We start from the raw sequence: 25,954 nt of genomic DNA on the forward strand, positions 1-25,954 counted from the left end.
ATGTGGAACGCGGATGACACGCGGGAAGGGACGGTGGGCTCAGGGCCCAGAGCTTCAGTCGCTGGCGAGGGCCAGTTCGCGCTGCCGGGCCTGCCGGGTCAGGTGCCAGCGGCTCAGGTCGGCGGCGGCGTCCCGGACGATGGCGTTCGCGTGCGGGAGGGCGGCGCGGCGGCTCTGCATGTTGCGGGCGACGATGCCGGTCAGGTCGTCGAGGTTGTGCAGGTGCGCGCCGGGCACCCCGGCGATGTCGGGGTTCAGGATGCGCGGCACGCTGATGTCGATCAGGAACATCGGGCGGCCCGGCCGCTGACGCAGCGCGGCGTTGACCCCGTCGGCGCCCAGGACGTAGTGGGGCGCGCCGCTGGAGGCGATCAGGACGTCGGCCTCGGGCAGGACCTCTTCGAGGTAGTCGGCGGCGCAGGGGCGGCCCCCGAGTTTCTCGGCGAGCTGCCGGGCGCGTTCCACGGTGCGGTTCACGACGATGACGTCCTCGACCCCGGCGGCGCGCAGGTGCGTGAGGGTCAGTTCGGCGGTCTCGCCCGCGCCGATGATCAGCGCGGTGCGGCCCGCGAGGCTGCCCAGGGCCGCCTGAGCGAGTTCCACGGCGGCGCTGGACACGCTGACGATCTTGTCGCTCATGCCGGTCTCGAAACGGACGCGTTTCCCGGCGGCCAGGGCGCCCTGCGCGACCTTGTTCAGGGTGGTGCCGGTCAGGCCGCGTTCGCGGGCGTCCATCCAGGCGCGTTTGACCTGCCCCTGGATCTGCGTCTCGCCGATGACGAGGCTGTCGAGGCCCGCGGCGACGCGGTACAGGTGCGTGACGGCGGCCTCGCCGGTGTGGACGTACAGGTGCTCGCCGAGGTCCTGCGCCCAGGCGCCCTCGAAGGCGGCGCGCGGGTCGCCGCTGACGCCCGCCATGTACACCTCGGTGCGGTTGCAGGTGGCGAGCAGCATGACCTCCTGCGCGTAGCCGCACAGGTGCGAGAGCAGGGTGCCCTCGTGCCCGGCGCGGACGGCAGCCAGTTCGCGGACCTCGACGGGGGCGGTCTGGTGGTTCAGTCCGACGACCACGAAGTCCAGCGCCTGCGGGGCGTGCGTGCCCGTGCGGGTCAGCAGGGCGTGCGCGGTGGGGCAGGAGAGCGTCACGCGAGCCCCACGGACTGGCGGATGTCGGCGCGCAGGGCGTCCAGGCTGGCGGCACGCTGTGTGTCGGGCTGGGTCAGGGCGGCCTCGCGGCGGGCGGTCCAGCTGTCCAGGGTGGCCTCGTCGGGCAGCAGGGCTGCGGTGCGTTCAGCGAGGGCCTGGGCCAGCAGCGGCAGTTCCCGCCCGCTGGTCACGGCGACCTGCACGCCCGCGCGCTGCGCCTGCGCGGGGAAGCGCCAGTTGCCGCGCGTGGCGTCCCCGGCGTCATTCACCAGGGCACCCTGCGCGCGGGCGTCGCGCACGACGGCGTCGTTCACGTCGGCAGAGCCGGTGGCGGCGACGACCATCACCGCGCCGCTCAGGTCGCCGCGCCGGTAGTGGCGGGCCTCGATCTGCACGGGCAGCGCCGCGAGGTCCGGGTGCTGCCCGGGCGCGATGACCTGCACCTGCGCCCCGGCGTCCAGCAGCGTGCGGATGCGGCGCAGCGCGACCTCTCCCCCGCCGACCACGACGACGCGCACGCCGCGAAGATCAAGGAAGGCTGGGAGGAAACTCATCTGCGGCAGCATAGCGTGCCGGGCACGGGGCAGCCGTCCCCGACCGATCGGTCAGAAAGACGACTGGGACGCGATTGCACCCCAGAACCGTCACTGCGCGCGGAACGCGGGGGGCGGGGCTGGCCCCATCAGTCAGCACCTATTGCCCATCCCCCACCCGCAGGGCGGCCTCGGCCGCGTCGGCCAGGGCGTCCAGCGTCGGCACGGCCGCCACCGTCACGCGCGTGAAGCCCGCCTCGCGCGCCGCGTCGGCCGTCTGCTCACCCATCGCCGCCACGCGGAAGTCCGTCCCGGCCAGGGCCGCCAGGTGCCGCGCCGCGCTGCCGGACGCCAGCGTCACCACAGCCGCGCCGCGCAGGCGGTCCATGCTCAGGTCGTCGGGCCGGGCGGGTTCGGTGCGGTACAGTTCCGCCCGCCCGTACGGCAGGCCCCGCGCGGCCAGGGCGCGTTCCAAGTGATCCTCGGCCAGCTGCGAGGTGAGGTGCAGCAGCGTCCCGCCGTCCGGCGTGGCGGGAATCTGCGCGCCCAGGTGCCGCGCGCCCGCCACGGTCGGCACGAAGTCCGCACGCAGACCCCGTTCGGCCAGCGAGCGGGCCGTGCTGGGGCCGACCGCCGCCAGCCGCGTGCCCGCGAGGTGCCGGGCGTCCAGACCCAGCGCGTCCAGATGCTCGAACAGCGCCGCGACCGCCTGATTGCTGGTCAGCAGCAGCCACGCCACGCCGCTCAGATCCCCCAGGCGGGCGTGCAGCGCCTCCGGCTGCGAGGTGGGCGCGAAGCGGATCAGCGGGACCTCCAGCACGCTCGCGCCCCGCGCCCGCAGCCGCTCGGACAGGTCGCTGGCGCCCACGCGGGTGCGGGTCACGGCGACCGTCTGCCCCGCCAGCGGCCCGCGCGCCCCGTGCGCCGCCTGGAACCACTGCAGCGGATCGTGCAGGCGCACCACCTCCCCCACCACCGTGACCGCCGGGGCTTCCAGGCCCGCCTCGCGCACCCGCGCGGCGATGGTCGCCAGGGTGCCGGTCACGCTGCGCTGCTGCGGGGTGGTGCCCCACTGGATGGTCGCGGCGGGCGTCCCGGGCGCGCGTCCCGCCTCGATCAGATCGGCCGCGATCTGGTCGAGGTTTCGCACGCCCATCAGCAGCACCAGCGTGTCCACGCCCGACAGCCGCCCGTAGTGCGCGCCGCCGCCCCGGGTGTTCCCGGTCAGGACCGCGAACGACTGCGCCAGATCGCGGTGCGTGACGGGAATCCCGGCGTAAGCGGGCACGGCCAGGGCGCTGCTCACGCCGGGCACCACCTCGAAGGGAATTCCGGCCTGCACGCACGCCTCGGCCTCCTCGCCGCCCCGGCCGAACACGAACACGTCCCCGCCCTTCAGGCGCACCACGCGCCGCCCACCGTCCCCCAGCGCCCTGCGCACCAGCAGGTCGTTGATCTGCTCCTGCCGGATGTACGCCGAGAAGCCCTTCTTCCCCACGTAGATCGTCTCGGCCTGCGGGGCGAATCTCAGCAGGTCCGGGTTGGCGAGGTAGTCGAACAGCACGACCTCGGCCTGTTCCAGCGCCTCGCGGCCACGCAGGGTCAGCAGTCCGGCGTCGCCGGGACCCGCCCCGACCAGGGACACGAACGCACGGGAGGAGGCAGGCGCAGTCATGCGCCCCAGGGTAACGGCCCCCGAGGCGCCCGATAGCCGACCCGTTTAATCCACTTCTATGCAGCGCCTCCCATGCAGCGCCCCCGGTCCGTCGGCGGCGGTCAGTCGGCGGCGGTCGCGTGCACGTCCGGCAGGTTGAGGTGATGCGCGGTCGTGTCGTGCAGGCCCGCGAAGCGCAGGTGCCGCTGGCAGATGAACCACAGCTCGTCCCGGTCGTTCGGGAGGATGAAGTACGCGTCCGACGTCTCGGACGGGTTGTACACGCCCACCACGCGGTATGCGCGGCCCTCGTTGAAGCCGCTCGACAGGGGCAGGGGCGTCGGCGCGCGCGGCCCGCCGAGTTCCACGATCCGGACAAACAGGTGGGGGTGGAAGGCGATCATGCCTCATCCTTGTCCCGCATCCGCCCGGCAACGGGGCGATGTCACACAAGGTCAAGGGCGGCCTAACGTTGCCCCAGCGCCGCACTGTCAGGCGCTAGGCTGGCCCTCATGAGCGACCCCGCCACCCGACTGGCCCACGCCGAGGCCGCCGCCCACGGCCGGGGCGGCACCCGCGAACGATTCGGCCCGCTGGTCGCTGCGTACCACGGCCCGGACCTGCCGTTGAACAGCGCGTGGCACGACGGCAGCGCGCCTCTCACGGAAGCGGACCTGCTGGCCTTCGAGGCGTTCAGTACCGCGCACGGCGCGCCCGCCACGCTGCACCTCCTCGCCCCCAGCGTGAACGAGGCCCTGCCGCTGCTGACCGCGCGCGGGTACGCCCTGACGTACGTGCTGCACGCCTACACGCACGACCTGCGCGACCTCCCCCCGGCCCCCACCCTGGACGTGCGCCGCAGCGACGATCCGGACGGCTGGGCGGCACACTCCGCGCTTGGTTTCGGTCCCGGCAGCGAGCCCATCATGCGGGTCGTGGCGCACCTGCCCGGCACGCAGCTGTATCAGGCGCACGTGGACGGGCAGGTTGCCGGAACCGCCGCGCTGGGCCTGACAGAAGGCGTCGCGGCGCTGTTCGGCACCTCCACCCTGCCCGGCCGCCGGGGTCTGGGCGCGCAGACCGCGCTGCTCGCCGCGCGCCTGCACGCAGCCCACGCTCAGGGCGCAGAGCTGGCCAGCGTGTTCGCCACGCCCGGCAGCGCCAGCGAACGCAACATCCGGCGCGCCGGATTCCGGCTGACCACCCTGCGCCTGACCTTCACGCGGAACAGTTAGCGCACGCCCACGCAGGTCCGCAGCTGCGCCAGCGCGGCGCGGTCCACTGGACCCAGACCATCCGGCAGGGCGTCCAGCGACCAGAAGCGCAATTCGAGGCCCTTCAGCCCGTCCGCGCGGGGCACGCCCTCCCAGCGGCGCACCACGTACGCGGCGGACACCTGATAGAACTCGTCCCCGTTCGGCAGGCGCACGAAGGTGTCCGGCCCGCTGACCACCGTGAACAGGAGGGGGTCTAGCACGGTCAGGCCAGTCTCCTCTTGGACCTCACGGCGCAGGGTGTCCTCCAGGGACTCGCCGGGTTCGCTCAGGCCGCCGGGCGTGCCCCACCCGCCGGTGTCACCGCGCCGTTGCAGCAGGACCTCCTCGCCATGCAGGAGCAGCGCGCACACACCGGAAAGGATCAGCGGCATCGGGCCGGTGCGTGCGCGCAGGTCGCGGATGTACGTCACGCGGTCCACGCGAGTGCGGCGTGGCCCAGGCCGGTCAGCGGCAGGTGAGGGAGGTCGGCGCGGGGGAAGAAACGCAGGTCGGCGAGTTCGTGCCCGTCGGGCTGCGGGGTGCCGTGCCAGCCGGTCACGCGGTACGCGGCGGTGTACGCGTAGAACTGGTCGCCGTTCGGGGCCTCGCTGAGCTGCGCGGGGCCGAGCAGGTCGATCAGCCGGGCGTCGGTGACGGTCAGGCGGCTCTCCTCGTGGACCTCGCGGCGCAGGGTGGCGTCCGGTGATTCGCCCAGTTCACTGAGGCCCGCGATGAGGCCCCAGCGGTCGGCGTTCACGCGCCGCGCGAGCAGCAGGTGCCCGTGCGGATCGGTGATCAGCGCGGCGACGCCGATCAGGTTGCTGGGGCGCGGACCGATCAGCGCGTGCAGGTCGCAAATGCAGCCATCTCTGCTCATGTGAGCGTGTTACACACCATGCTGTTCAGGCGAGGCTGGATTCGAGCAGCGCACCGCGTCCCGCACCGCCGCGCACACCGCCTCCTGCACCAGGGCGCCCAGCAGCATGGGGTCGGCCGCCGGAAGCGCCCCCGTGCTGACCATGAACGCGCTGTCCCCGTCCCAGAAGGTGTGACTGGGGTGAATGACGCGCGCCAGGGCCGCCTGCGCCGCGTCCGCCAGCCGACGGCACTCGGCCTTGCTCAGGGCGTGCTCGGTGACGACCGCGACGAGCGTGGTGTTCTCCGCGTCGCCCGGCGTGAACGCCGCCGCGCCCGGCCCGACACCCGGCCCGGCCAGCACGCCGCCCCGCTCGTCCAGCACGTCCCCGATGGGGTTCACAACGGCCAGCGCCCCCACCCGCACCCCGTGGCGTTCCAGCAGGACGCTGCCCAACCCGCCCGGCACGGCACCCCGGCCCAGGTACTTCCCGGCGGTCGCCCCGGTGCCCGCCCCGACCAGCCCGCGCGGCACCGGGTCACTGCTGGCCGCGCGGGCCGCCTGTTCTCCCTCGGCGTCGCCGGGGCGGATGTCCGCGCGGCCCACGCCCAGGTCGTAGATCACGGCGGCGGGCACGATCGGCACGCGCGCCCAGGGCGTCTCGTGCCCCACGCCTCGTTCCTCCAGCACCCGCACCACGCCCGACGCCGCCGCGAGCCCGAAGGCACTCCCGCCCGTCAGGAGCAGCGCGTGAATGCGTTCGACCTTCTTCTCCGGGGCGAGCAGCACGCCCTCGCGCGTGCCGGGGCTGGGGCCCAGGAACGACGCGGACGCCACCGCGCCCGCCGGGGGCAGCAGGATCGCGGTGCAGCCCGTGCGGGCCTCCTCGTGCGTCCAGTGGCCCACGCGCACGCCAGGGATACCGGTCAGGGTGAGGTTCGGGGTCATGCGGGCATTCCAGCACCTCCGCCCGCCACCGCGCCACCCACGGCCGGGACACTCACGGCCGGACTCCTCACCACAGCACGCGGCGCAGACGGCATCATCCGGGGCACACATGAAACGCGGCTCCCTCCTGCCGGCCCTCGTTCTTTCAGCGTCCCTGCTCGCGCCGGGCGCGGAGGCCCTGACGATGACGTACCCGAACTCCACCACCACCATCCACGAGCAGCCCGGCGACTGGGCTGGCGGCGAGGGACGCGGCGCGCTCGCCGGGGCGGCGGGCCTGAGCCTCGCGCCGGGCGCGACGAGCGGCACCTGGACGTCCGCACCGATCCGCGTGCCCGCCTTCGACGAACTGATTCCCTCGTGGAACGCCGTGACGCCCGCTCGCGGCAGCGTCAGCGTGGAGGTCCGCGCGCAGAACGCGGGGGGCTGGACCCGCTGGTTCAGTTTCGGCACCTGGAGCGACGCCGGGGACCGCGCCAGCCTGGACGGGCAGAAGGACCGCGCCGGGCAGGTCCTGACCGACACGCTGCGCCTGACCGCCAAGGCCAGCGCCGTGCAATACCGCGTGACTCTGCGCGGCGCCGGGACCGGCGTGCAGCTCGTGGCGCTGAACACCAGTGACCGCGCCCGCCGCAGCGAGGCGCTGGGCGCACCCGGCAACCGCGCCGCGTGGGGCAAGGAGGTCCGGGTGCCGCAGCGGTCCCAGATGCTGTACCCGGACGGCGGGGAGGTCTGGTGCAGTCCCACCAGCGTCTCGATGATCCTGGCGAAGCACGGCGTGAACGTCACGGTGCCCGACGCGGCGCGCGGCACCTTCGACCGCGCGTACGACGGGACCGGCAACTGGGCGTTCAACGCCGCGTACGCCGGGGCGCGCGGCATGCGGTCAGTGGTGCTGCGCCTGCCCAGCCTCGCCGCCGCCGAGACCTTCACCGCGCAGGGCACCCCGCTGGCCGTCAGCCTCGGCTGGAAGGCCGGGGAACTGCCGGGCGCACCGCTGCCCACGTCGGGCGGGCACCTGATGGTCCTGACCGGCTTCGACCCGCAGGGCAACCCGGTCCTGAACGACCCCGCCGCGCCCAGCGACGCCCTCGTCCGCCGCACGTACCCGCGCGCCGCGTTCGAGCGCCTGTGGCTGGGCCACTCCGGCGGCGTCGCGTACCTGATCACGCCCCGCTGAGCCCACCTCCTCCTGACCGGGCGCACACCTGAACGGGGGAACGGTGCCCAATGTGTGGTGTTTTCTTCACGGCGCCCGACTTACCGTGTGGTATGAACCCTGCGCGCGGAAGACGACTCGACGGGCACGACCGTGGCGTGGCGCTGGTCGTGACCCTCCTGTTCACGGGCATCGTGCTGCTGATCATCGTCAGCACCACCGCCACGCTGGTAACTGGCTCCCGCAGCGGCGGCGCGGAGGAGCGGCGCGCCTACCAGGCCCTGCTGTCCGCAGAGAGCGGACTGAACACCGTGATGGTCCGCGTCAATCGCCGCCTGACCACCACGCCCTACACCGGCACCACCAAGGCGCAGCTGCAGACCTGGCTGGACGGCCTGGCCAGCCAGCCGGAGGCCAGTCTCTTCCCCACCATGACCTTCACGGCACTCGACGCCGGCCGCTTCACGGCCGAGGCGCGCGGAGCCACCGGCAACGCCGTCAAGGTGGCCCTGCAGGACTACCGGCTGACCTCCGTGTCCCTGCCGGCCGGCCTGCGCGTCCGGGCAGCCCTGACGTCCCTGCCGCAGATCAACGCCAACGGCAGCGCCCTGATCAGCGGTCAGGCCAACCGCGGCACCGTCACCACACTGGCCGGGAGCGGCCTGAACGCTTCGGTCGGCGCCAGTCAGGTGACCGTCACCGTCTCCGACTCCAGCGGCCTGATCGCGGGCGACTACGTGCAGATTCCCCCCGGCGCTGCCGGGCGAACGTTCCGCGTCGACAGCGTCGCCGGCAGTCAGGTCACGCTGACCAGCGTGCCCGCCAGCCTGAGCAGCGCGGCGGCCTACGCCGCAGGAACGGAGGTGGACCTGATGCTCAATGCCGCCGCGAAGACCACCACCAGCGTCACCGATCCGCTGACGCAGCAGGTTTCGAACGCCTCGGACTTCACGGTCGGGGAGACGGTCACGGTCGGGACCTACACCGCGAAGGTCACGCAGATCAGCGGCAGCGGCAGCACGCCCGATCAGCTGACCCTCGACTGGATTTCCGGGCAGCCCGCCGCCATCCCGGAAGGCACCCCCATTCTCCGGGACGTGGCCGCCATGCGCAGCGCACAGGGCATCAGCGTGAAAACCAACGACAATTCACTGGACAACTTCACAATGGACGGCGGGAAGGACTGCACCGAGACCGCGAAGAAAGCCGTGAGCTGCGAGGGCGCCGATGATCCCCTGCTGAACAGCAGCAGCGCTGAGGCGTTCTTCACCCAGCAGATCATGGGCCTGACCGACGCGCAGCTCGATGACCGCGTGCCCCTCACCCTGCCCGATGCGTCCGGGTCGTTCCCTCCCATGACGAACGCCGTGCGCCGCATCCGCGCGCAGGATTTCGACGCCGCCCTGAAGAACACCACCTCCAGCGGCGTGCTGATCGTGGACGGCGACATCAGCTCCAATGTCAACGGCCACACCACCTTCAACGGCTTCATCTACTTCCGGGGCAACCAGGGCGGCAAGTTCAACGGTTCCCTGACCGTCAACGGCGCGATCGCCGTGCGCGGCGGCCCCATCGAGGGCCTCACGTCGGAGGACGCCACCACCGACATCACCGGCAACCTGACCGTGAAGTTCGATGCCGTGAAGTTACGCCAGTGGCTGCTGACGTCGCAGGGCGGCTGGAACACCTCGGAAACGCAGGGCACCTGGAGGCAGCGGTGAGGGGGAGCCCGGCCGCCGGTTTCACGCTGCTGGAACTGCTGATCGTGATCGCCATCGTGGGCATCCTGGCCGCCGTGGGTTTCGGCGGATTCCAGCGCTGGCGGGCCAGCAGCGCTGTCCTGGAGGGCACGCAGGTGTTCACGCAGGCCGTGGGCGCCGCCCGCACCGGCGCCAAACGACTGAACGCCTGCCAGGACGTCAGTCTGACCGTGGGCACGGCCAGTCCCTCACTGACCCTCAAGACCTACGCCACCAGCGCGTGCAGTGGCACGCCCACCACGCGCGTGCTGCCGCTGCCAGCCGGCGTGCAGGCCAGCCTGAGCAGCGGCGTGAACAGTCTGCAGTTCCGGGCGCCCTACGGTTCGACCGACGCGGCGGCAGCGGAATTCACCGTGTTCTGGGCCGCGACGCCCGGCGTGCAGCGGACGGTCCGCGTGACCGGCATCTTCGGGAAGGTGATCGTGCAATGAAACGGAATTCTGCGGCGGCGGGTCTGACCCTGATCGAGGTGCTGGTGGCCCTGGCGATCTTCACGGTGCTGTCGGTCGCGGTGCTGGGCTCGCTGCCCACACTGTTCAAGGTCAACCGCAGCAATCAGAACGATCAGGCGGTGACGGTGGCCGCCAAGGCGTTCATGGAGTCGGTGCGGACCAATCTCAGCACGCGCGCGGCGTTCGATGCCGGCGTGCTGCCGGCCGCCCCGGACACCAGTCTGATGGGCGGCCTGACTTGCACGCCCACGCAGTCGAACCCCGTGCCGACCTGGGTGACCCTGACCGGTTCGCCTCAGGTGCGGCGCGTCACGCTGACCTGCGAGGGGAGTGGGCAGCCCACGTACACGTTCACGCTGGATGTCGGGCGGCCCGCGTCATGAGGGGAACTGCGGGGCGTGAGGGCCTGACCCTGATCGAGATCCTGATTGCCCTGGCGATCATGGGAGTGGTGCTGGTGCTCATCACGAACTGGCAGACCAGCACCCTGAACATCACCACTCGGACCAACGCCACCGGGCGCGGTCTGAGTGAACTGAACGACCTGACCGGCTACGTGGGCGACCGGGTGCGCGCCGCGCTGCGCGTGCGCGTGGCGACCTCTGGCCTGACCGTGAATTCCGGCGGTGGGAACGCCTGCTCGGCCACGCAGCCGTGCCTGGCCGTGGTACTGCCCGACGCCAGCCCGACGACGGGAGTCGTCACGAAGTACGTCCTGTACGTGTACCGCATGCAGCCCCGGTCGGAGGTCACACTGGACAAGGTGCCGGACGCCTGGGCGGAGAGCAACGTGCAGGTGCTGCGCGAGTATCGCAGCGGGGACTCCGCCACCACACCCGTGAACTGCGTACCTGCCGCTGGGGAGACGTTCGAGACGGCCAGCGGGCCGGGTTGCGCGGCCATGCGCGACCTCGCCGGGCTGACCTCATTGGGCGGGTTCAATCCGTACCTCGTGTCGGACTACCTGACGCCAGCCGACCAACTGCCGGGCGGCGGAGCGCCGTTCAGCTGGGACAGCACCACGAGATCCGTCACGCTGCGGGTGCAGTTCCGTCAACAGGCCGGTGGGCGCGTGACGACCCTGCCGCCCACGCAGGCCTACGCGCTGAACGTCCGTGCGCGGAACGTTCCCTGACAGCCGCGGGCGGGGCTGTGACAGCAGAATTCAGGAGTATTGAAGGGCGTAGTGTTGGCCCTTCAATGGAACTGGAAACCGCTGTGAGGACAGGCGGCGGTATTCAGATTCGTTGAGGAGTCAACGCCACGCCCCAGGACTCCACTCTCAAGCGCTGTCTGTCTCACGGACTCGCTCCGCCCGCTTCAGGGGTGAGCCGGGACGTCAGGCTGAGGGCCGCCTCACGCCGCTTCCTTCGTCTGGACCTGCTGCTGGTCCTGTCGGGGTTCATCCTGAGCCTGTGGGTGGATCTGCTGGACGTGCTTCTTGATCTGGCGGGCGTGGCGTTGGCTCGTGCGGGTGTCGGGTTGTTCACCCCGGAGTGGTTCTGGTCGTGGGCGGTGACCGCTCTGGTCTTCGTGAAGCTGCTGTGATTGTCTCGCGGTGGGGCTCTATGCTCGGGGTATGGATTTCCCGACGACGTGCCCGCAGTGCGCGCATGTGAACCGCGCGGAGTTCGCGGACAGCAGCGTACATGACCTGCGCTGCGCGCGGTGCGGCGCGCGGTACTGCGTGCTGGTGCGCAAGCAGAAGTTCGAGGTGCTGTTCGATCTGGGCACGCGGGCGCTGATGGACGGGTACGCGCGTGAGGCGGTGGCGAGTTTCGCGGCGGCGCTGGAGCGGTTCTTCGAGTTCTACGTGCGGGCGTTCGCGCTGGAGCAGGCCGCCGGGCGAGATGGGTCTTTCGAGGAGGCGCTGGCGGCGCTGGAGGGCACGTGGCGGCACGTGTCGAGTCAGTCCGAGCGGCAGCTGGGTATGTTCGCGCTGGCGTACCTGCTGCGCGAGGGTCGCGAGCCGGACTTCCTGACGCCGAAGGGGCTGGGGACGGATTTCCGCAACCGCGTGATTCACCGCGGCGCGCTGCCGACGCGGGCGGAGGTGGACGCGTATGCGGCGGGCGTGTTCACGCTGATCGACCGGCTGCTGACGGACCTGGGGGGCAGCACGGCGCACGCGGAGCTGGTGCAGGAGCAGGCGTTCGCGGCGCATGTGCGGGGCCTGCCGGACGGGGTGACGGTGGTGTTCGAGGAGCATCCGGGGATGTTCCGCGCGCGGCGGTTCGGGACGCTGTCGCCCATTCCGAAGCCGGATAAGGCGCGGGTGCAGGCGGCGTCCGTGCAGGCCACTGGGGTGAACGACGCGCGGGCGTTTCAGCAGGCGCTGTTCGCGCGGGCGCTGGAGGAACGCGGGTCGCTGCTGCACGGCTTCAAGGGCCCGCCGGAGCGGCCGGGCTAGGCGGACCCGCGCGGCTTCTCTACACTGCGTCATGGTTGGAACCGGTGAAGGGCTGGATCGGCGTCGTCTGGTGCGCGTGGCGCGCGGCGAGGAGCGGGGGGACCTGCTGGTGCGCGGCGCGCGGGTGGTGCAGCCTGCCACGCGCGAGGTGTTCGAAGCGGACGTGCTGGTCGCGGATGGGCGCGTGGCGGCGCTGGGCGGCGGGTTCCAGGCGGAGAGGGTGGTGGAGGCGCGCGGGGCGTTTCTGGCGCCGGGGTTCATCGACGGGCACGTGCACATCGAGTCGAGTCTGCTGACTCCGGCGGGCTTCGCGGGGGCGGTGCTGACGCGCGGCACGACCGGGGTGGTGGCCGAACCGCACGAGCTGGTGAACGTCCTGGGCGCGGGGGGCCTGGAGTGGATGCTCGCGGCGGGCCGGTCGTCGGGGCTGCGGGTGTGGGCGTCGGCGCCGTCGTGCGTGCCCGCCAGTGCGTTCGAGCGGGGGGGCGCGGTGATCGGCGCCGAGGAGACGGCGCGGATGCTGCGCGTGCCGGGCGTGCTGGGCCTCGCGGAGATGATGAACTACCCGGGCGTGCTGGGCGGCGATCAGGGCGTGTGGGACGTGCTGGAGGCCGGTCGGGCGTCGGGCCTGCGGCTGGACGGGCACGCGTCGGGCGTGCGGGGCCGCGACCTGATGGGCTACGCGGCGGCCGGGCTGCACTCGGATCACGAGGCGACGACGCCCGAGGAGGCCCGCGAGCGCCTGCGCGCCGGGCTGTGGCTGATGGTCCGTGAGGGCTCGGCGGCGCGGAACCTCGCCGCGCTGCTGCCGGTGCTGCGCGACCGCCCGCGCCGCGCGATGCTGGTCAGTGACGACGTCAGCGTGGACGAACTCCTGGAACTGGGGCACCTGGACCGCCTGCTGCGCCTGTGCGTCGCGGGCAGGCTGCACCCGGCGGACGCGCTTGCGCTGGTCACCTGCAACCCGGCCGAGTACTGGGGCCTGCACGACGTGGGTCTGGTCGCGCCGGGGTACCACGCGGACTTCGTGCTGCTGCGCGACCTGCAGGACTTCGAGGTGCTGGAGACCTTCGTGGGCGGTCAGGAGGCCCGCGCGGGTTCCGTCACCCCTCCCCTGCCGGGCGGCGGCGTGAACCTGGGGGCCGGGTGGGCGGCGGCGACCTTCGAGGTCCCCGCCCACTGGCCGGTCATGCAGGTCAGCGCGGATCAGATCACGACCGGGGTGGGCGCGCCGGGCAGCGGGGACGCGCGGCTGGTCGTCGCGGACCGCTACGGGCGCGGCGAGTGGTCGGCCTGCTGGACGTCCGGCACCGGGCTGCGCGGCGCGACGCTGGGCATCAGCGTGCTGCACGACGCGCACCACGCGGCGTTCCTGGGCGGCACGGACGACGACGTGCGCGCGGCGGGCCGGGCCCTGGAGGCGCTGGGCGGCGGGATCGTGCTCGTGTCGGGCGGCGAGGTCCGCGCGCAGCTGCCCCTGCCGTTCGCGGGCCTGATGACGGACCTGCCCCCCGCGCAGGCAGCGGAGGCGCTGGGACGCGTGACGGCCGCGTGCCGCGCGCACGGCTGCGTGCTGCCGTACCCGGTCACCACCCTGGCGTTCCTGGGCCTGACGGTCATCCCCGCACTGAAGCTCACGCCGCGCGGCCTGCTGGACGTTGCGGCGTGGCGGCTGCTGGCGCGCTGACCTGCGCCCCGGCACCCGGCGTGGCATGCTGGTGCGCATGACTCAAGGGAACGTGACGGTGCAGGTGCAGGGCTTCGGGGAGATCCAGGCGCACGAGGGCGAACGGCTGGTGCTGGCGCTGGAGCGCGGCGGGGTGGATGTCCTGCACCGCTGCGGGGGCGTGGCGCGCTGCACGACGTGCCGCGTGAGCTTCCAGGAGGGCGAGCCGGACGCCATGACCGCCGCCGAGTTCGACAAGCTGACCGAGAAGGGCCTGCTGGGCGAGGCGAGGTTGTCCTGCCAGATCGAGTGCACGGCGGGCATGAGCGTCACGCCGCTGCAGACCGCCAGCAGCAGCGGCCTGGAGCCCGGCAAGGCCCCCGCGGAGCAGATCGAGCCCGAGCCGATCTGGACCACCCGCCCCGGCGCGTCCACCGAGGGCTGATCCAGGGGCCGGGCACCGTTCCATCGGCGTCCGTCCGACTGGTCCGCGAGATTGCTCTCCGACCGGAGCAGGCGGCCGGTGGGTCAGCGGCGTCCGGCCAGGGCGCCCCGCCCTCCGCCGTCGCGGGCGGCGGCACCGTCGCCACTTCCGGCCAGCGGGTCGGTGGTGGCCCGCGTGAAGCGTTCACTGCCGCACGCGCAGCGGTCCAGCGCGCCGGCGTCCTGCTGTTCCGGGTTGTCGCGGGTGGCGCCGCAGCCCAGGCAGGCCAGCGGTCCCGTGACCATCTCTCCGGGAGCCACGGGCGACGGGGGTTCCAGGTCCCAGGGGGGCACGACCGGCAGGCCGGGGGGCGCGTCGTGGTCGTGGGTGAACACGGTGAGGTTGCCGTCCTGCTCGAAGTAGGCGCGCTGCACCTCGCCCAGTTGCCGCACGCCCTGGGCGCGCAGGCGTTCGAACAGATCCTCGCGGCTGAGGTTCGCGCGGTGCAGGGCGTCGCCGCTCAGGACGCCGTCCCGGACGAGTTCTACCGGTACGCCCTCCATGAAGGTCTCCACGCGCTCGCTGCGGATCACCAGTCGGGCCATCAGGGACTGCATCCCCACCACCAGCGCCAGCACCAGCATGGCGTGCAGCAGCGGCACCTCGGGGTAGAACATGGGGTCCCCGGCGGCGGAACCCAGCCCGATCACGATGGCCAGTTCCAGCGGGCTGAGCTGCGCGAGGCCGCGTTTGCCTGTGAAGCGCAGCAGCAGCAGCAGCCACCCGAAGATGACGGTGGTGCGGAAGACGATCTCCAGCAGGAACAGCGGCGGCACGTCGCCCAGCAGCATCCGCCCCCAGTCGAAGGGGATGATCTCAGCGCTCACCGTGGTCCTCCTGGAGGCCCAGACCGGCCAGGATGCGGCGCCGCTCCCACCCGGTCAGGGTGCCGAGTTCCGTCAGGGTCCGCTCGAAGGTGACCGAGCCGGGTTCGGTGGTCCGGAGCTGCTGCCACAGGTCGTTGCGGCGCCGCAACCGCTCGGTCTGTGCGGGGGCGTTCATTCCAGCCGTCATACCGGCAGTGTAGGGCGCCCGTCGCGGCTGTGGCCCGGTGGGTTCCTTCATGCGGCGCGGGCTCCCTGGTGACTTGGGGAGCCCGCGCCGCACGGGTATTCATCGGGATGTGGTCTGCTCAACGCGTTCGATTCCGGGGCACGGTGCAGACCGGCATCCGGGTCAGTTCAGCTGGGACGCCTGCCAGCCCTGCACGCCGGACGCGGCGTCGCCGCTGCGCAGCAGCGTGACCAGCTGGCCGTCGCGGTGGGGGCTCAGGAGCAGGGTCTGCCCGGCGTAGCTGAGGACAATGCCGCTCAGGTCGCCGCGGTTCAGGTGGTGGCTGGCGGTGGCGGCCGCGGTGACCATGAAGCGGGCGTACATGGCGAAGCTCTCGGGCAGTTCCGGCCCGAACTGGGCGAGACGCTCGCCGTCGGCGTTGTACAGCACGGCCCCATCGACGCCCGCCACGGTGCTCAGGCCCGCCAGCGGTCCGGTCTGCGCGGACGCCGGGGCCGCAGCAGCGGCGGGCGCCGGGGAGACGGGTGCCTGGGAAACCGTGGCCGGAGAGAAGGTCGGGGCGCTGGCGGGAGCGGACGCACCCGCGAACGCCGGGGCGGGGGCCGGCGCGGCGGCGACGGGCACGCCGTCACGCTGCGCGCGGGCAGCCAGGGCAGCCTGCACCTGCGGCTCGATGGCGGGCAGCAGTTCGGCGGGGGTGAAGGGTTTGCGCAGCACGCCGCGCGCCCCGGCGGCCTGCGCGTCGCGCTGGGTGACCTCGTCCACGATGCCGCTCATGAGCATCACGGGAACGTTCATGCCGCGGTCGTTCATGATGCGGGTCAGTTCCAGTCCGCTCATGCCGGGCATCAGGATGTCCGCCAGCACGAGGTCCGGGAGGGGGTCGAGGGTGTCGAGGGCGCTCTCGGCGCTGTCGGCCATGCGGATCTGGTAGCCCTGCGGGGCGAGGATGCGTTCCAGCGCCTTGCGGACACTGACGGAATCGTCCACGACCAGGACGGTAATGGGGGGGGTGATATCGGCTGGGTTCATGAGGCCTCCAGGGCGGATGATTGCGGAGCGGCGTGGGCGTGATCCTCGTGCACGGCCGCTTCCATCAGCAGGCGCGAGGTGGGCGTGGTCACGCCGCGCGGGTAGGCGCTGAGGGGATCGGGCGGCATGAGGTGAAAGCGGAAGTCGCCCGGAGCGCGGCTGCTCAGCAGGTGCGTGATCGCCTGGGGGGCGGTGCGTTCCCCGCATTCCGCGTCAATGATCTCACCTTTGCGCAGCACGAGGTGAGCGGGCTGCGGGCCATGGTAGATCAGCAGCAGCCCGGACAGTTGCAGTTCCTGCGCGCACAGCAGGATGTCGGTCAGGGGCAGGGTGCCCAGTTCCCCGCTCAGCGCGGCGCTCTCGGGGTCGTGCCAGGTGGGCGCGGTGGCGCCCCCCAGGGCCTGCAGGGCCAGCGCCAGGGCGTCCGGGGCGGTCAGGCCGGCAGGAACGCTCACGTCGAAGGGGCCGCCGTACCGGGCGGGCCGCTGCGCGCCAGGGATCAGGACGATGGTGTCTGCGGTGGCGGGGTCGTCGCGCAGGATCTCGTGCAGGTCGGCGGGACTCAGGTCTTCCAGCAGCGGGTCGATGGTCACCAGGACCGGTTTCTCGCGTTCGATCTGCGTGAGGGCGTGCAGGCCGCCGGCGGCGGTCGTGGCGGTCCAGCCGGCCGCTTCGATCAGGGCGGCGTGCGACAGGGCGCGTGACAGGTGGGGGGACACCACCAGGCAGGCGGCCCCGTCGCCCGCGGTCATGCCTGGACTCCGGCGGCGGCGAGCAGCGCGTCGAGTCGGCGGTGCAGCAGGCGTTCCTCGGCGGGTTTGGCGAGGTAGTCGTTCGCGCCGAGTTCCATGGCGAGCTGCTGGTGTTTCTCCCCAGCGCGGGTGGTCATGATGACCACGGGCAGTCCGGCGTGCGCGGCGCTGGAGCGCACGGCGCGCAGCAGCTCGAAGCCGTTCATGCGCGGCATTTCCAGGTCGCTCAGCAGCAGGTCGGCTGGTTCGCCTGCCAGCAGGCGTTCCAGGGCTTCCTGGCCGTCGCTGGCGGTGGTGACCTGATACCCGAAGCGTTCCAGGCTGCGACCCACGTGGCGGCGCACGCTGAGGCTGTCGTCGACGAGCAGGATCCGTCCGGCGCTCTGGAGGGCGGCGGCGACGCCGGTGCGCTGGGCGCGGCGGGCGCGGCGCAGACCGGCGGGGTTCAGGACGGCGACCGGGAACGCCTGTCCGTGCTCGTCGTTCAGGGTGGTCATGCCGCTGAGGTACTCCAGCGGGCTCAGGAGGTTCCCGGCGGGGCGCAGCACGATTTCCTCGATGCTGTGGAATTCGTCCACGATGAGGTGCAGCGTGCCGCCGTCTTCGGCCGGGACGGACAGGCGGGCCACGTAGCGGGTCTGGGCGGGCGTCTCGCCCCACAGGTCGCTGAGGTCCACGCTGCCGTCGGGGGCGTCACCGTCGAGGACGGTCATGCCCTGCACCTGACTGGCGAGCACCGCGACGCGCTGGGTGCCAGCGCGCAGGACGAGCACGTCGGTGATCTGCTGCGCGATGGGGACGTGCAGGGTGGTGGCGGTACCCTGGCCGGGCACGCTGCTGATGCTGACGCGGCCGCCCAAGCGGGTGATGGTGTCGCGCACGGCGTCCATGCCGACGCCGCGTCCGGCTTCCTGCGTGACCTGCGCGGCGGTGCTCAGGCCCGGCAGGAACACCAGCTGCGCGGTCTGCGCGTCGGTCATGCTGCCCAGCTCGCCGGCGCTGACGTGCCCGGACTGCAGGGCGCGCTGGCGCAGCGCGTCGTAGTTCAGGCCGCGCCCGTCGTCGCGCACGGTGACGTGCAGGTGACCGTCGGCGACGTGGGCGTCCACGCTGACCTGCAGCAGCGGCTTCTTGCCCTGCTCGGCGCGGTCCTCGGAGCTCTGCGCGCCGTGCACGGCGGCGTTCGTCAGGAGGTGCAGCAGCGCCTGCCCGAGCGGCCCGGCGTACTGCGCGTCGATCAGGCTGTCCTCGCCGTGCACGGTGAGTTTCAGGTCCTCGCGGCGCCCGGCCCAGCGGTGCAGGGGCGCGGTGACGCGCTCGAGCGGCACGAGGCGGGCGCGGCTGAGTTCCACGCGCAGCTGACGGGTGAGTTTTTCCAGGCCGGTCAGTTCGTCGCCCAGTGTGCTGATGGCCTGCGCGGTCTGCGCGCGGACCTCCACGAGGTCGGCGCTCAGCTCGGTCACGGCGCGCGCGAGGATGTTCAGGTCGTCGTAACTGTCGAGTTCCAGCGCCCCGAAGTCCGCGAGGCGGTCCTGCAGGCCCAGGTCCACGCTGACCGGCGCCTGGCCGGGCGTGCGGTCCAGCGGCACGCCCGCGCTGGCCCCGCCGGGGGTCAGGTTGGGGTTCAGGTAGCGTTCCTCGAAGTCGCGCACGGTACGCTGCACGCGTTCGTGCGCGGCGTCGAGGCTGCGGGCGATCTGCTGCTGGCGCAGCAGCAGGCCGTTCAGGCGCGCGCGCGCGGCGACCAGTCCGGCCACGTCGTCCAGCATGCCGTCCAGGCGGCCGCTGTCCACGCGGACGCTCAGGCGCGCTTCCTGCACCGGGGCGGCCTGCGCCTGCCCTTCGGGGGTGGGGATCAGGGTGGTGGGGTCCTGCCCGCTGAGCAGCGCAGCCACGGCGGCGCGGTAGCCCTGGATGCGGTGCTGCGGGGATTCCCGGACCTGCCCCTCGGCGTGCGCGAGCACGAGATCCACGACGTTCAGGCCGTCGTCGATCAGCGGCAGCGCGCGGTCCAGGGTGACGGCGTCCTCACGGGCGGCGCCCAGCAGGTCCTCCATGGCGTGCCCGACCTCGGCCATCTCGGCCAGGCCCACCATGGCGCTGCTGCCCTTCAGGGTGTGCGCGGCGCGGAACAACGCGGTCAGGTCGGGCGTGTCGGCGTGCAGGCCGGCGCGCAGCGTGGCGGTCAGTTCAGCCGCTTCCGGGCCGAAGTCCTCCCAGATGGCGGCGTTCACGACCGCGAAGGGCAGTTCTTCCTGGTCGTCGCGATTGGCCTGCCGCGCCTGCAACTGGAAGGGCTGGGTGCGCAGCAGTTCGGTCACCTGGGCGGGGCCGCCCAGGTCGGCGAACTGCAGTCCCACGTCGCCCTCGCTCTGGCCCTGCTCGATCTGGTTGAAGGCGTCACCGAAGCAGGTGTTGGCGCGTTCCAGGATCTCGGTGAGGATCGGAATGGCGTCGTCGGTGTTCAGCCACGCGCGGCCTTCCATCAGGCGTTCGAGCAGCGCGGCGAGCGCGGCGGTCTGCGGGTGGCCGTACAGGCCGGCGGTGCCGTGCAGGCGGTGGCTGAGCACCCACAGGGTGTCCAGGGCGCGGGGGCGGTCGTCGGGAACCCACAGGTCGACGGTGGCGTCCTCCAGCCCGGCAGCGACGCTGCGGGCGTCCTGCAGGTAGGTGGCTGTGAGTTCCGGGTCCAGGGTGACCGGGGGGGTGAGGGACGTCACATCGGCTCCTTTGGGCTCAGTTGGTGGGGAGCTTGAAACGCGAGAGGCTCTGCAGCAGGTTCTGCGCGAGGTGCTGCAGGCGGCGGGCGGCGGCGCGGCCCTGCTCGACGCTCTCGTTGGATTCCTCGGCGACCTGACCGATCTGCTGCACGGCCTCGCTCACCTGCTCGACGCTGCGCACCTGCTCGGTGGTGGCCGTGTTGATGCGCTCGGCGAACTGCGCGGATTCGGCGGCCAGTTTGCCCAGCTGCTCGATGCGCTCCCCGGCGACGGCGGCGACGCGGTAGCCCTGTTCCACCTCGCGGGTGTTGTCTTCCACGCTGGTGACCACTTCCGTGATTTCCAGCTGCACCGTGCGGATCAGGCTGGCGATGCGGGCGGTGGCCTGTGCGGAGGAGTCCGCGAGTTTACGCACTTCGTCTGCGACGATCGCGAAGCGGCTGCCGGCGGCCCCTGCACCGGCGGCCTCGATGGAGGCGTTCAGTGCGAGCAGGTTGGTCTGGCTGGACAGGCGGGAGATGGTGTCGACGATCTCCTGAATTTCCAGCGAGCGTTCCCCGAGGGTCTTGATGCGCCGGGCGACGCCCTGCACCTCGCGGCGGATGTTCTGCATGCCGTCCAGCGTTCCGAGCACGGCCTCGCGACCCTGCTGGGACGCTTCCAGTGCCTGGCGGGCGGATTCGGCGCTCTGCTGGGCGGCCTCGGCCATCTCGCGGAAGCCGTCGGTCACGGCGCGCACCTGGTCGGCCACGCGGCGGGTTTCCTGGGTGGTGGTGTCGGCGCCCTTCACGATCTGGTCGGTGGTGGAGAGCATGTCGCGGCTGGCGTCCGTCACGGACACGGAGGCCTTCTGCACTTCCCCGAGCACCTCGCCCAGCTCGTCGACCATCAGGTTGATGGAGTCGACGACGTTCCCCAGCACGTCCTCACTGACGACGCCGCGGCGGGTCAGGTCGCCGCCCGCGATGTCCATGGTGACGTCCAGGAACGAGCCGATGTTGTTCTGCAGCTTGGCGGCTTCCTCGCGTTCGGCGACGTTCTTCTCTTCGTTGACGCGCAGCTGCGTGGTGGCGTTGTTGAAGGTGTAGGCCATGTAGCCCAGCTCGTCGCGGGTCTGCACGGGCACCTGCACGTTCAGGTCACCGCTGGACACGGCGCGGCTGGCGCGGGTCAGTTCGGTCAGCGGTTTGACGATGGCGCGCGACAGGCGGATCAGCAGGGTGAACGCCAGCACCAGCGCGGCGATGATGGCCAGCAGCGACAGCAGACGCTGCCGTTCGGTGGTGTCCACGCGGTCGGTCAGGTCACGCTGCAGGGCGGTCAAGCCGGAGTTGTACGCGGCGCCCACCTGAAGCAGCGCGTTGTTCTGGATGCCCTGGACGTCCACGCCGTTCAGGTTGCCGGCTTCCACCGCGGCGCCCAGGTCGGCCAGGGCGGGGGTCACGGCGTCGTTCAGTTTCAGCGCGGCCTCGTTCAGGGCCTTGCCCGCTTCGGGGTCGGCGCGGACCACGCGGTCGACGCTGGCGTTGTAGGCGGTCAGGGCTTCCTGCAGCGTGACGTTCAGGTCGCGCAGCACGCTCAGGTACGCGGTGTCCTCGCCCGCCTCGCGGCGGCCGGCTTCCGTGGTCAGGCCGGCGAGGTTCAGACCCGTGGACAGGCGCGGCAGGATGCGCAGCGTGGATTCCATGGTGTGGAAGGTCTGGGGGACCGGGTCAAGCATCAGGCCCGACTGGGTCAGGAGATCTTCGCTCAGGTCGCGCTGGTAGGTGCTGAGCAGCTGGGCGTAGGTCTGCAGGATCGCCAGGTCGGGCTGCGTGCCGACCGAGTCGGGCAGGGTCTTCCAGTCGCGGCGCAGGTTCTGCACGCGCTCGCGGTACTCGGGCGACACCTGTCCTTCCAGGCGGTCGATGGCGCTGTCCATGGCGGCCGTGGCCTTCTCGGCGCCGGCCGTGTCGCCGCGCAGGGCGGTGGCGACGAAGCTGGCGAGGTTGGTGTTGATGTCGCGCAGCGGGCCGAACTGCTCGATCCCGTTCAGCTCGCGTTTGGTTTTGGTGATGGCGGTCTGCTGCTCGACGAGCAGGGTGCTGACCAGCACGGTCAGGGGGATGGCGAACGCGAACGCGGCGAGCGAGAGCTTCTGGCCCACGCGCAGCTGTCCCAGCCAGCCGACACGCTGGGCGTTGGTTTTGCGGTTGGCGCGGTTCAGGCGGGCGGTCTGGAACTGGAGTTGCATGGGTGGGCCTCCGGGCGGGGAGCGGGAAACGGGGCGGGTGGATGGGCGCGCGGCGCGCCGGGTCAGCTGAGGTGGTCGCGCAGGTCGCGCAGCAGGGCGGACGGGTTGAGCAGCGGGCCGCCGGGCACGTCGAGCAGCAGGGCCGTGCCGGGGGGCGGGGTGGGGACGCTGCTGACGCCGTAGACCTCGTCGACGATCAGGGCGACGCGTTCCCCTTCGAGGCTGGTCAGCACCATCAGGCGGGTGTCCGGCGTGGCCGGGTGGCCGAGCAGCGGGGCAAGGTCGAGCAGGGGTACGGCGCGGCCCTGGAGGGTGGTCAGGCCGCGCAGCAGCGGCTCGCCGTGTGGGAGGGGCGCGACGGTGCCGATCTCCGCGATGGTCTGCTCGCCCGAGAGGGGCAGCGCCAGGCGGGTGTCCTGCACGCGGACGAGCAGCGCGTCGGGCATCAGCCGATCAGCCGGTTCACGACGCCGAGCACCTGCTCGGGGGTGTAGGGTTTGACGATGTAGTCGTCGGCGCCCTGGCGCAGGCCCCACTTCACGTCGGTTTCGGTGCCCTTGCTGGACACGAACACGACCTTCAGGGATTCCATGCCGGGCTGGCGGCGCAGGCCGCGCACGACCTCGTAGCCGTTGCGGCCGGGCATGACGACGTCCACGAGCAGCAGGTCCGGGCGCAGCTGGTCGGCGACCGCTTCCACCTGGGCGGGGTCGTTCAGCGCGGTGACGCTGTGCGGGGTGGCTTTCAGGGCGGCTTCCATGAACTTCAGGTCGGCGGGGGAGTCATCAACAATCAGGATTCGGGCCATGGTGTTCTTTTCCTTTCCGGGCGCGTCGGTTCATGCTGGACGCGCCGCAGGGTGCAGAGGATACGTGAAGGTCGCGGGTCAGTCGGCGGCGCTGCCGAAGTCCAGTTCGTCCAGGTCGCCGCCGCGGCCGGCGTCCATGAGCACGCTGGTCAGGGTCAGGCCCATCAGCAGGAAGGACACGGTGCCGATCACCAGGGCCAGCAGGGTGGTGTCGATGCCGTTGGCGGCGATCCCGACCTTCATTTCGTCCACGATCTTGTACTGCAGGGCGGCCATGCCGGTGTAGTGCATGCCGGTGATGGCGACGCCCATCACGGCGGCCGCTCCGGCCTTCACGCCGACCAGCTGGGCGCGGGTCTTCTGGCGGGCCCAGTCGCTGGTGAGCAGGTGGAACAGGAACAGCGCGGCCATGCTGGCGCCCACGGCGATCACGATGGAGCCGATCAGCGCGAGGACGTTGATCTGGATCTCGGTGCCGGGCATGCGGTAGGCGACCATGCCGGTGTAGTGCATGACGACGATGCCGGTCCCGGCGATCGCGCCGGCGATGGCCAGCCGGGGCAGTTTCAGGGGGCCGCTGTGCAGGACGCGCAGGGCGGGGTACACGAAGGCCACGGCGATCAGGCCCGAGAGGATCGTGATCGGGTAGTTCAGGCTGGTGGCGGCGTTCACCTGGAAGGCCAGCATGCCGATGAAGTGCATGGCCCAGATGCCGTACCCGAGAACCAGAGCCTGAGCGATCAGCCAGAAGCGGCTGGCGGCGGTGTTGAACTGGCGTCCGGCGCGGCCAGCGAGTTCCAGGGACATGTACGACGCCACCGTGGCGATCGCGTAGGACAGGATGATGTAGGAACCCATCCAGGTGTGGTGCAGCATTCCAGAGTCTTCCATCTAACTTCCTCCTGTGAAACGCGGGCAGCGTCTGCGTGCGTAGCTTCGATATCCGAAAATAGGAAATCTGTACTCACATAAAACTTACTGATGACGCCCGTGTCCGGCGTGCCGGTCAGGGGGCCCGCCGCGCGGTGTGGTGGGCAGCCGACTGCACCGCTGCTGGACGTCATGGGGCCCTGCCCGCAGCCCGGCAGGCCCCCACTCTAGTCAATGAGGTTCGTGTGAGTTGCCCCAAGTGCTGTGAGCTGACCCCACGCCGAGCGGACTGCCGACCGCCCACCCGCCCGCTGTGGAGGCCTGTGCAGGGTCTTCACGGCGCGTCATGACCGCACCCGCCCCCGCCCGGGATCCTGGGTCAGGACCGGGCGGGAACGGATGGGTGCCGGAATGGGCCGTGGGCGGGACAGGGCCCTGGGGAGCCGATTCTGACCGGCTTCGGGAGAGTCGCGGTCAGTGGCCCGCGAGGGCGGCACTCACGACGTCGCGGGCCTCGGTCATGACCTGCCTCAGGTGCCCTTCGCCGCGGAAGCTCTCGGCGTAGATCTTGTATACGTCCTCGGTGCCGCTGGGGCGCGCGGCGAACCACGCCTGATCGGTGGTGACCTTCAGCCCGCCGATGCCTGCGCCGTTCCCGGGCGCGCGGGTGAGTTTCGCGGTGATGGGGTCGCCGCCCAGCGTGGTCGCGGTGACCTGCTCGGGGCTGAGGCTGGAGAGGATCTTCTTCTGCGCGGCGTCGGCGGGGGCGTCCTGGCGGTCGTAGGCGGTCTCGCCGTAGCGAGCGGTGAGGTCCGCGAAACGTTCGCTGGGCGTCTTGCCGGTCACGGCGGTCATCTCGGCGGCGAGCAGCCCGGGGATCAGGCCGTCCTTGTCGGTGCTCCAGGGAGAGCCGTCGAGGCGCAGGAAGCTCGCCCCGGCGCTCTCCTCTCCCCCGAAGCCGAAGGAGCCGTCCAGCAGGCCCTCGACGAAGTACTTGAAGCCGACCGGGACCTCCACGACACGCCGCCCGATCCCGGCGCCCACCCGGTCGATCAGGGCGCTGCTGACCAGCGTCTTGCCGATCGCGGCGTCCGCGCGCCAGCCGGGGCGGTGGCTGAACAGGTACTCGATCATCACGGCCAGGTAGTGGTTGGGGTTCATCAGGCCCGCGCGGGTCACGATGCCGTGCCGGTCGGCGTCCGGGTCGTTGCCGATCGCCACGTCGAAGTCGTCCTTCAGGGCCAGCAGGCCCGCCATGGCGTACGGGCTGGAGCAGTCCATGCGGATCTTCCCGTCGCGGTCGACGCTCATGAACGCGAAGCGCGGGTCGATGTCCTCGTTCACGATGGTCAGGTTCAGGCCGTGCTGCGCCTGGATGGCCTGCCACACCGGGAGACTGCTGCCGCCCAGCGGGTCCACACCGATCCGCACGCCGCTCTGGCGGATGGCATCCAGGTTCACGACCGTCCCAAGTTGCGAGACGTAGGGCGTGATGAAGTCGAAGTCCGTCAGGCCCGCCAGGGCGTCCTCGAGCGAGACGCGCTGCACGTCGCGCAGTTCGTTCTCCAGGATGGCGTTCGCGCGGGCCTGCACGGCGCCGGTCACGTCGGTGTCGGCCGGACCGCCGGAGGGGGGGTTATACTTGAACCCGCCGTCCTGCGGGGGGTTGTGGCTGGGCGTGATGACGATTCCGTCGGCCCAGTCGTGGTCGGGTCTGCCCTCGCGCCCGGGGCGGTTGTGTTCGAGGATCGCGTGGCTGATCAGCGGGGTGGGTGTGAACGCGCCTGCCTGCGCGCGCACCTGCACGCCGTTGGCGACGAGGACCTGCAGCGCGGTCATCCAGGCGGGTTCGGACAGCGCGTGGGTGTCCAGGCCCATGAACAGAGGCCCCCGGATCCCGGCGGCGGCGCGGTGCTCGGCGACGGCCTGCGTGACCGCCAGGATGTGCGACTCGTTGAAACTGCCGTTGATGCTGGTGCCGCGGTGCCCGCTGGTGCCGAAGGCGACGCGCTGGAGGGGATCGTGCACGTCGGGGCGGGTCTCGTAGTAGTGGGCGACCAGTCGGGGGATGTTCGTCAGCAGGCTCTGCGGCGCGCGTTTACCGGCCAGGGGGCTGAGGGTCATACCCGCCAGTGTACGGACTGCGCCCCGGCGCGGCGGCCCAGGGGCAAGACAGCGTGAAGGCGCACCCGGTCGCGCGC

Annotated in this window: 27 protein-coding genes; 10 read left to right on the forward strand and 17 right to left on the reverse strand. The window is 71.7% G+C overall.

Annotated features, from left to right (window positions below; genetic code table 11):
- Positions 1-54: 54 nt before the first annotated feature.
- The 4 genes from hemA to IEY69_RS13040 all read right to left on the reverse strand — a co-directional run bounded on the left by hemA (position 55) and on the right by IEY69_RS13040 (position 3,737).
- Positions 55-1,146 carry a glutamyl-tRNA reductase gene (gene hemA, locus IEY69_RS13025; protein ID WP_189073594.1) on the reverse strand — a complete coding sequence of 364 codons (1,092 nt, stop codon included), beginning with the start codon at positions 1,144-1,146 and terminating at the stop codon, positions 55-57.
- The gene (locus IEY69_RS13030) at positions 1,143-1,700 is read right to left on the reverse strand and encodes a precorrin-2 dehydrogenase/sirohydrochlorin ferrochelatase family protein (RefSeq protein ID WP_229783942.1); all 558 of its coding nucleotides are present in this window, start codon (positions 1,698-1,700) and stop codon (positions 1,143-1,145) included. Before IEY69_RS13030 ends, hemA begins: the two co-directional genes overlap by 4 nt.
- Before the next feature lie 139 nt (positions 1,701-1,839).
- Positions 1,840-3,354, reverse strand: coding sequence for a uroporphyrinogen-III C-methyltransferase (cobA, locus tag IEY69_RS13035; protein WP_189073596.1), 1,515 nt, complete (start codon positions 3,352-3,354; stop codon positions 1,840-1,842).
- A 101-nt stretch (positions 3,355-3,455) separates the two neighbouring features.
- Positions 3,456-3,737 (reverse strand): hypothetical protein, encoded by a 282-nt coding sequence (locus tag IEY69_RS13040; protein WP_189073597.1) that lies wholly within the window; start codon positions 3,735-3,737, stop codon positions 3,456-3,458.
- 108 nt (positions 3,738-3,845) lie between these two features.
- On the opposite strand from IEY69_RS13040, the gene IEY69_RS13045 reads away from it, so the two are divergent.
- The gene (locus IEY69_RS13045; protein ID WP_189073598.1) at positions 3,846-4,568 is read left to right on the forward strand and encodes a GNAT family N-acetyltransferase; all 723 of its coding nucleotides are present in this window, start codon (positions 3,846-3,848) and stop codon (positions 4,566-4,568) included.
- Here the strand turns inward: IEY69_RS13045 and IEY69_RS13050 are convergent.
- From IEY69_RS13050 to IEY69_RS13060, 3 genes are read right to left on the reverse strand one after another with little or no spacing between them, the layout of a single operon-like run.
- Entirely contained in the window at positions 4,565-5,020 is a 456-nt protein-coding gene (locus IEY69_RS13050) for an NUDIX hydrolase (RefSeq protein ID WP_229783943.1), read from the reverse strand. The two genes, IEY69_RS13045 and IEY69_RS13050, sit on opposite strands and share 4 nt — an antisense overlap.
- Complete coding sequence (locus IEY69_RS13055; protein ID WP_189073599.1) at positions 5,017-5,466, reverse strand: NUDIX domain-containing protein; 450 nt, start codon at positions 5,464-5,466, stop codon at positions 5,017-5,019. The genes IEY69_RS13050 and IEY69_RS13055 overlap by 4 nt, the downstream gene beginning before the upstream one ends.
- Before the next feature lie 9 nt (positions 5,467-5,475).
- Positions 5,476-6,393: a P1 family peptidase gene (locus tag IEY69_RS13060; protein WP_189073600.1), complete on the reverse strand. Its 918-nt coding sequence runs from the start codon at positions 6,391-6,393 to the stop codon at positions 5,476-5,478.
- A 109-nt stretch (positions 6,394-6,502) separates the two neighbouring features.
- Here IEY69_RS13060 and IEY69_RS13065 point away from each other — a divergent pair, with 109 nt between their 5' ends.
- The 9 genes from IEY69_RS13065 (at position 6,503) to IEY69_RS13105 (ending at position 14,285) form a co-directional block, all read left to right on the forward strand.
- Positions 6,503-7,573 (forward strand): C39 family peptidase, encoded by a 1,071-nt coding sequence (locus IEY69_RS13065; protein ID WP_229783944.1) that lies wholly within the window; start codon positions 6,503-6,505, stop codon positions 7,571-7,573.
- 92 nt (positions 7,574-7,665) lie between these two features.
- Positions 7,666-9,273 carry a pilus assembly PilX N-terminal domain-containing protein gene (locus IEY69_RS13070; protein ID WP_189073601.1) on the forward strand — a complete coding sequence of 536 codons (1,608 nt, stop codon included), beginning with the start codon at positions 7,666-7,668 and terminating at the stop codon, positions 9,271-9,273.
- Positions 9,270-9,743, forward strand: a complete 474-nt coding sequence (locus IEY69_RS13075; protein ID WP_189073602.1) for a pilus assembly FimT family protein — start codon at positions 9,270-9,272, stop codon at positions 9,741-9,743. The genes IEY69_RS13070 and IEY69_RS13075 overlap by 4 nt, the downstream gene beginning before the upstream one ends.
- Positions 9,740-10,147, forward strand: a complete 408-nt coding sequence (locus tag IEY69_RS13080) for a PulJ/GspJ family protein (protein ID WP_189073603.1) — start codon at positions 9,740-9,742, stop codon at positions 10,145-10,147. The genes IEY69_RS13075 and IEY69_RS13080 overlap by 4 nt, the downstream gene beginning before the upstream one ends.
- Positions 10,144-10,899 carry a PulJ/GspJ family protein gene (locus tag IEY69_RS13085; RefSeq protein WP_189073604.1) on the forward strand — a complete coding sequence of 252 codons (756 nt, stop codon included), beginning with the start codon at positions 10,144-10,146 and terminating at the stop codon, positions 10,897-10,899. Before IEY69_RS13080 ends, IEY69_RS13085 begins: the two co-directional genes overlap by 4 nt.
- Positions 10,900-11,090: 191 nt before the next feature.
- Positions 11,091-11,312, forward strand: coding sequence for a hypothetical protein (locus tag IEY69_RS13090; RefSeq protein WP_189073605.1), 222 nt, complete (start codon positions 11,091-11,093; stop codon positions 11,310-11,312).
- Between the two features lie 31 nt (positions 11,313-11,343).
- The gene (locus tag IEY69_RS13095; RefSeq protein WP_189073606.1) at positions 11,344-12,174 is read left to right on the forward strand and encodes a hypothetical protein; all 831 of its coding nucleotides are present in this window, start codon (positions 11,344-11,346) and stop codon (positions 12,172-12,174) included.
- Between the two features lie 31 nt (positions 12,175-12,205).
- On the forward strand, positions 12,206-13,861 hold the full coding sequence (locus IEY69_RS13100) for an adenine deaminase (RefSeq protein ID WP_189073607.1): 1,656 nt from the start codon (positions 12,206-12,208) through the stop codon (positions 13,859-13,861).
- A gap of 37 nt (positions 13,862-13,898) precedes the next feature.
- Complete coding sequence (locus tag IEY69_RS13105) at positions 13,899-14,285, forward strand: 2Fe-2S iron-sulfur cluster-binding protein (RefSeq protein WP_189073608.1); 387 nt, start codon at positions 13,899-13,901, stop codon at positions 14,283-14,285.
- A gap of 83 nt (positions 14,286-14,368) precedes the next feature.
- Here IEY69_RS13105 and IEY69_RS13110 read toward each other — a convergent pair whose 3' ends face one another.
- From IEY69_RS13110 to pgm, 10 genes are all read right to left on the reverse strand, one after another.
- Positions 14,369-15,151 (reverse strand): DUF421 domain-containing protein, encoded by a 783-nt coding sequence (locus IEY69_RS13110; RefSeq protein WP_229783945.1) that lies wholly within the window; start codon positions 15,149-15,151, stop codon positions 14,369-14,371.
- Positions 15,141-15,338, reverse strand: coding sequence for a hypothetical protein (locus IEY69_RS13115; RefSeq protein WP_229783946.1), 198 nt, complete (start codon positions 15,336-15,338; stop codon positions 15,141-15,143). The genes IEY69_RS13110 and IEY69_RS13115 overlap by 11 nt, the downstream gene beginning before the upstream one ends.
- A 162-nt stretch (positions 15,339-15,500) precedes the next feature.
- Positions 15,501-16,370, reverse strand: a complete 870-nt coding sequence (locus IEY69_RS13120) for a response regulator (protein WP_189073609.1) — start codon at positions 16,368-16,370, stop codon at positions 15,501-15,503.
- Positions 16,367-17,122, reverse strand: a complete 756-nt coding sequence (locus IEY69_RS13125; RefSeq protein WP_189073610.1) for a DUF4388 domain-containing protein — start codon at positions 17,120-17,122, stop codon at positions 16,367-16,369. The genes IEY69_RS13120 and IEY69_RS13125 overlap by 4 nt, the downstream gene beginning before the upstream one ends.
- Positions 17,119-19,842: a hybrid sensor histidine kinase/response regulator gene (locus IEY69_RS13130; RefSeq protein ID WP_189073611.1), complete on the reverse strand. Its 2,724-nt coding sequence runs from the start codon at positions 19,840-19,842 to the stop codon at positions 17,119-17,121. The genes IEY69_RS13125 and IEY69_RS13130 overlap by 4 nt, the downstream gene beginning before the upstream one ends.
- 16 nt (positions 19,843-19,858) lie before the next feature.
- Complete coding sequence (locus IEY69_RS13135) at positions 19,859-22,075, reverse strand: methyl-accepting chemotaxis protein (RefSeq protein ID WP_229783947.1); 2,217 nt, start codon at positions 22,073-22,075, stop codon at positions 19,859-19,861.
- A gap of 62 nt (positions 22,076-22,137) precedes the next feature.
- Complete coding sequence (locus tag IEY69_RS13140) at positions 22,138-22,521, reverse strand: chemotaxis protein CheW (protein ID WP_189073612.1); 384 nt, start codon at positions 22,519-22,521, stop codon at positions 22,138-22,140.
- A complete protein-coding gene (locus IEY69_RS13145) occupies positions 22,521-22,883 on the reverse strand; it encodes a response regulator transcription factor (RefSeq protein ID WP_189073613.1) in 363 nt (120 codons plus the stop codon). Before IEY69_RS13145 ends, IEY69_RS13140 begins: the two co-directional genes overlap by 1 nt.
- A 78-nt stretch (positions 22,884-22,961) precedes the next feature.
- The gene (locus tag IEY69_RS13150) at positions 22,962-23,774 is read right to left on the reverse strand and encodes an MHYT domain-containing protein (RefSeq protein ID WP_189073614.1); all 813 of its coding nucleotides are present in this window, start codon (positions 23,772-23,774) and stop codon (positions 22,962-22,964) included.
- A gap of 453 nt (positions 23,775-24,227) precedes the next feature.
- Positions 24,228-25,877, reverse strand: a complete 1,650-nt coding sequence (gene pgm / locus IEY69_RS13155; protein WP_189073615.1) for a phosphoglucomutase (alpha-D-glucose-1,6-bisphosphate-dependent) — start codon at positions 25,875-25,877, stop codon at positions 24,228-24,230.
- Positions 25,878-25,954 lie beyond the last annotated feature (77 nt).

Origin of the sequence: Deinococcus sedimenti (assembly GCF_014648135.1) — a bacterium.
In the GTDB taxonomy this organism is placed as follows: domain Bacteria; phylum Deinococcota; class Deinococci; order Deinococcales; family Deinococcaceae; genus Deinococcus; species Deinococcus sedimenti.

Excerpts from the sequence above, each read along its gene's own strand:
- cobA (WP_189073596.1), bottom strand. The coding sequence starts at position 3,354 with ATGACTGCGCCTGCCTCCTCCCGTGCGTTCGTGTCCCTGGTCGGGGCG.
- IEY69_RS13140 (WP_189073612.1), bottom strand. The coding sequence starts at position 22,521 with ATGCCCGACGCGCTGCTCGTCCGCGTGCAGGACACCCGCCTGGCGCTG.
- IEY69_RS13030 (WP_229783942.1), bottom strand. The coding sequence starts at position 1,700 with ATGAGTTTCCTCCCAGCCTTCCTTGATCTTCGCGGCGTGCGCGTCGTC.
- pgm (WP_189073615.1), bottom strand. The coding sequence starts at position 25,877 with ATGACCCTCAGCCCCCTGGCCGGTAAACGCGCGCCGCAGAGCCTGCTG.
- IEY69_RS13055 (WP_189073599.1), bottom strand. The coding sequence starts at position 5,466 with ATGAGCAGAGATGGCTGCATTTGCGACCTGCACGCGCTGATCGGTCCG.
- IEY69_RS13145 (WP_189073613.1), bottom strand. The coding sequence starts at position 22,883 with ATGGCCCGAATCCTGATTGTTGATGACTCCCCCGCCGACCTGAAGTTC.
- IEY69_RS13150 (WP_189073614.1), bottom strand. The coding sequence starts at position 23,774 with ATGGAAGACTCTGGAATGCTGCACCACACCTGGATGGGTTCCTACATC.
- IEY69_RS13040 (WP_189073597.1), bottom strand. The coding sequence starts at position 3,737 with ATGATCGCCTTCCACCCCCACCTGTTTGTCCGGATCGTGGAACTCGGC.
- IEY69_RS13080 (WP_189073603.1), top strand. The coding sequence starts at position 9,740 with ATGAAACGGAATTCTGCGGCGGCGGGTCTGACCCTGATCGAGGTGCTG.
- IEY69_RS13095 (WP_189073606.1), top strand. The coding sequence starts at position 11,344 with ATGGATTTCCCGACGACGTGCCCGCAGTGCGCGCATGTGAACCGCGCG.
- IEY69_RS13065 (WP_229783944.1), top strand. The coding sequence starts at position 6,503 with ATGAAACGCGGCTCCCTCCTGCCGGCCCTCGTTCTTTCAGCGTCCCTG.
- IEY69_RS13060 (WP_189073600.1), bottom strand. The coding sequence starts at position 6,393 with ATGACCCCGAACCTCACCCTGACCGGTATCCCTGGCGTGCGCGTGGGC.
- IEY69_RS13120 (WP_189073609.1), bottom strand. The coding sequence starts at position 16,370 with ATGAACCCAGCCGATATCACCCCCCCCATTACCGTCCTGGTCGTGGAC.
- IEY69_RS13125 (WP_189073610.1), bottom strand. The coding sequence starts at position 17,122 with ATGACCGCGGGCGACGGGGCCGCCTGCCTGGTGGTGTCCCCCCACCTG.
- IEY69_RS13100 (WP_189073607.1), top strand. The coding sequence starts at position 12,206 with ATGGTTGGAACCGGTGAAGGGCTGGATCGGCGTCGTCTGGTGCGCGTG.
- IEY69_RS13135 (WP_229783947.1), bottom strand. The coding sequence starts at position 22,075 with ATGCAACTCCAGTTCCAGACCGCCCGCCTGAACCGCGCCAACCGCAAA.
- IEY69_RS13115 (WP_229783946.1), bottom strand. The coding sequence starts at position 15,338 with ATGACGGCTGGAATGAACGCCCCCGCACAGACCGAGCGGTTGCGGCGC.
- IEY69_RS13045 (WP_189073598.1), top strand. The coding sequence starts at position 3,846 with ATGAGCGACCCCGCCACCCGACTGGCCCACGCCGAGGCCGCCGCCCAC.
- IEY69_RS13105 (WP_189073608.1), top strand. The coding sequence starts at position 13,899 with ATGACTCAAGGGAACGTGACGGTGCAGGTGCAGGGCTTCGGGGAGATC.
- IEY69_RS13070 (WP_189073601.1), top strand. The coding sequence starts at position 7,666 with ATGAACCCTGCGCGCGGAAGACGACTCGACGGGCACGACCGTGGCGTG.
- IEY69_RS13085 (WP_189073604.1), top strand. The coding sequence starts at position 10,144 with ATGAGGGGAACTGCGGGGCGTGAGGGCCTGACCCTGATCGAGATCCTG.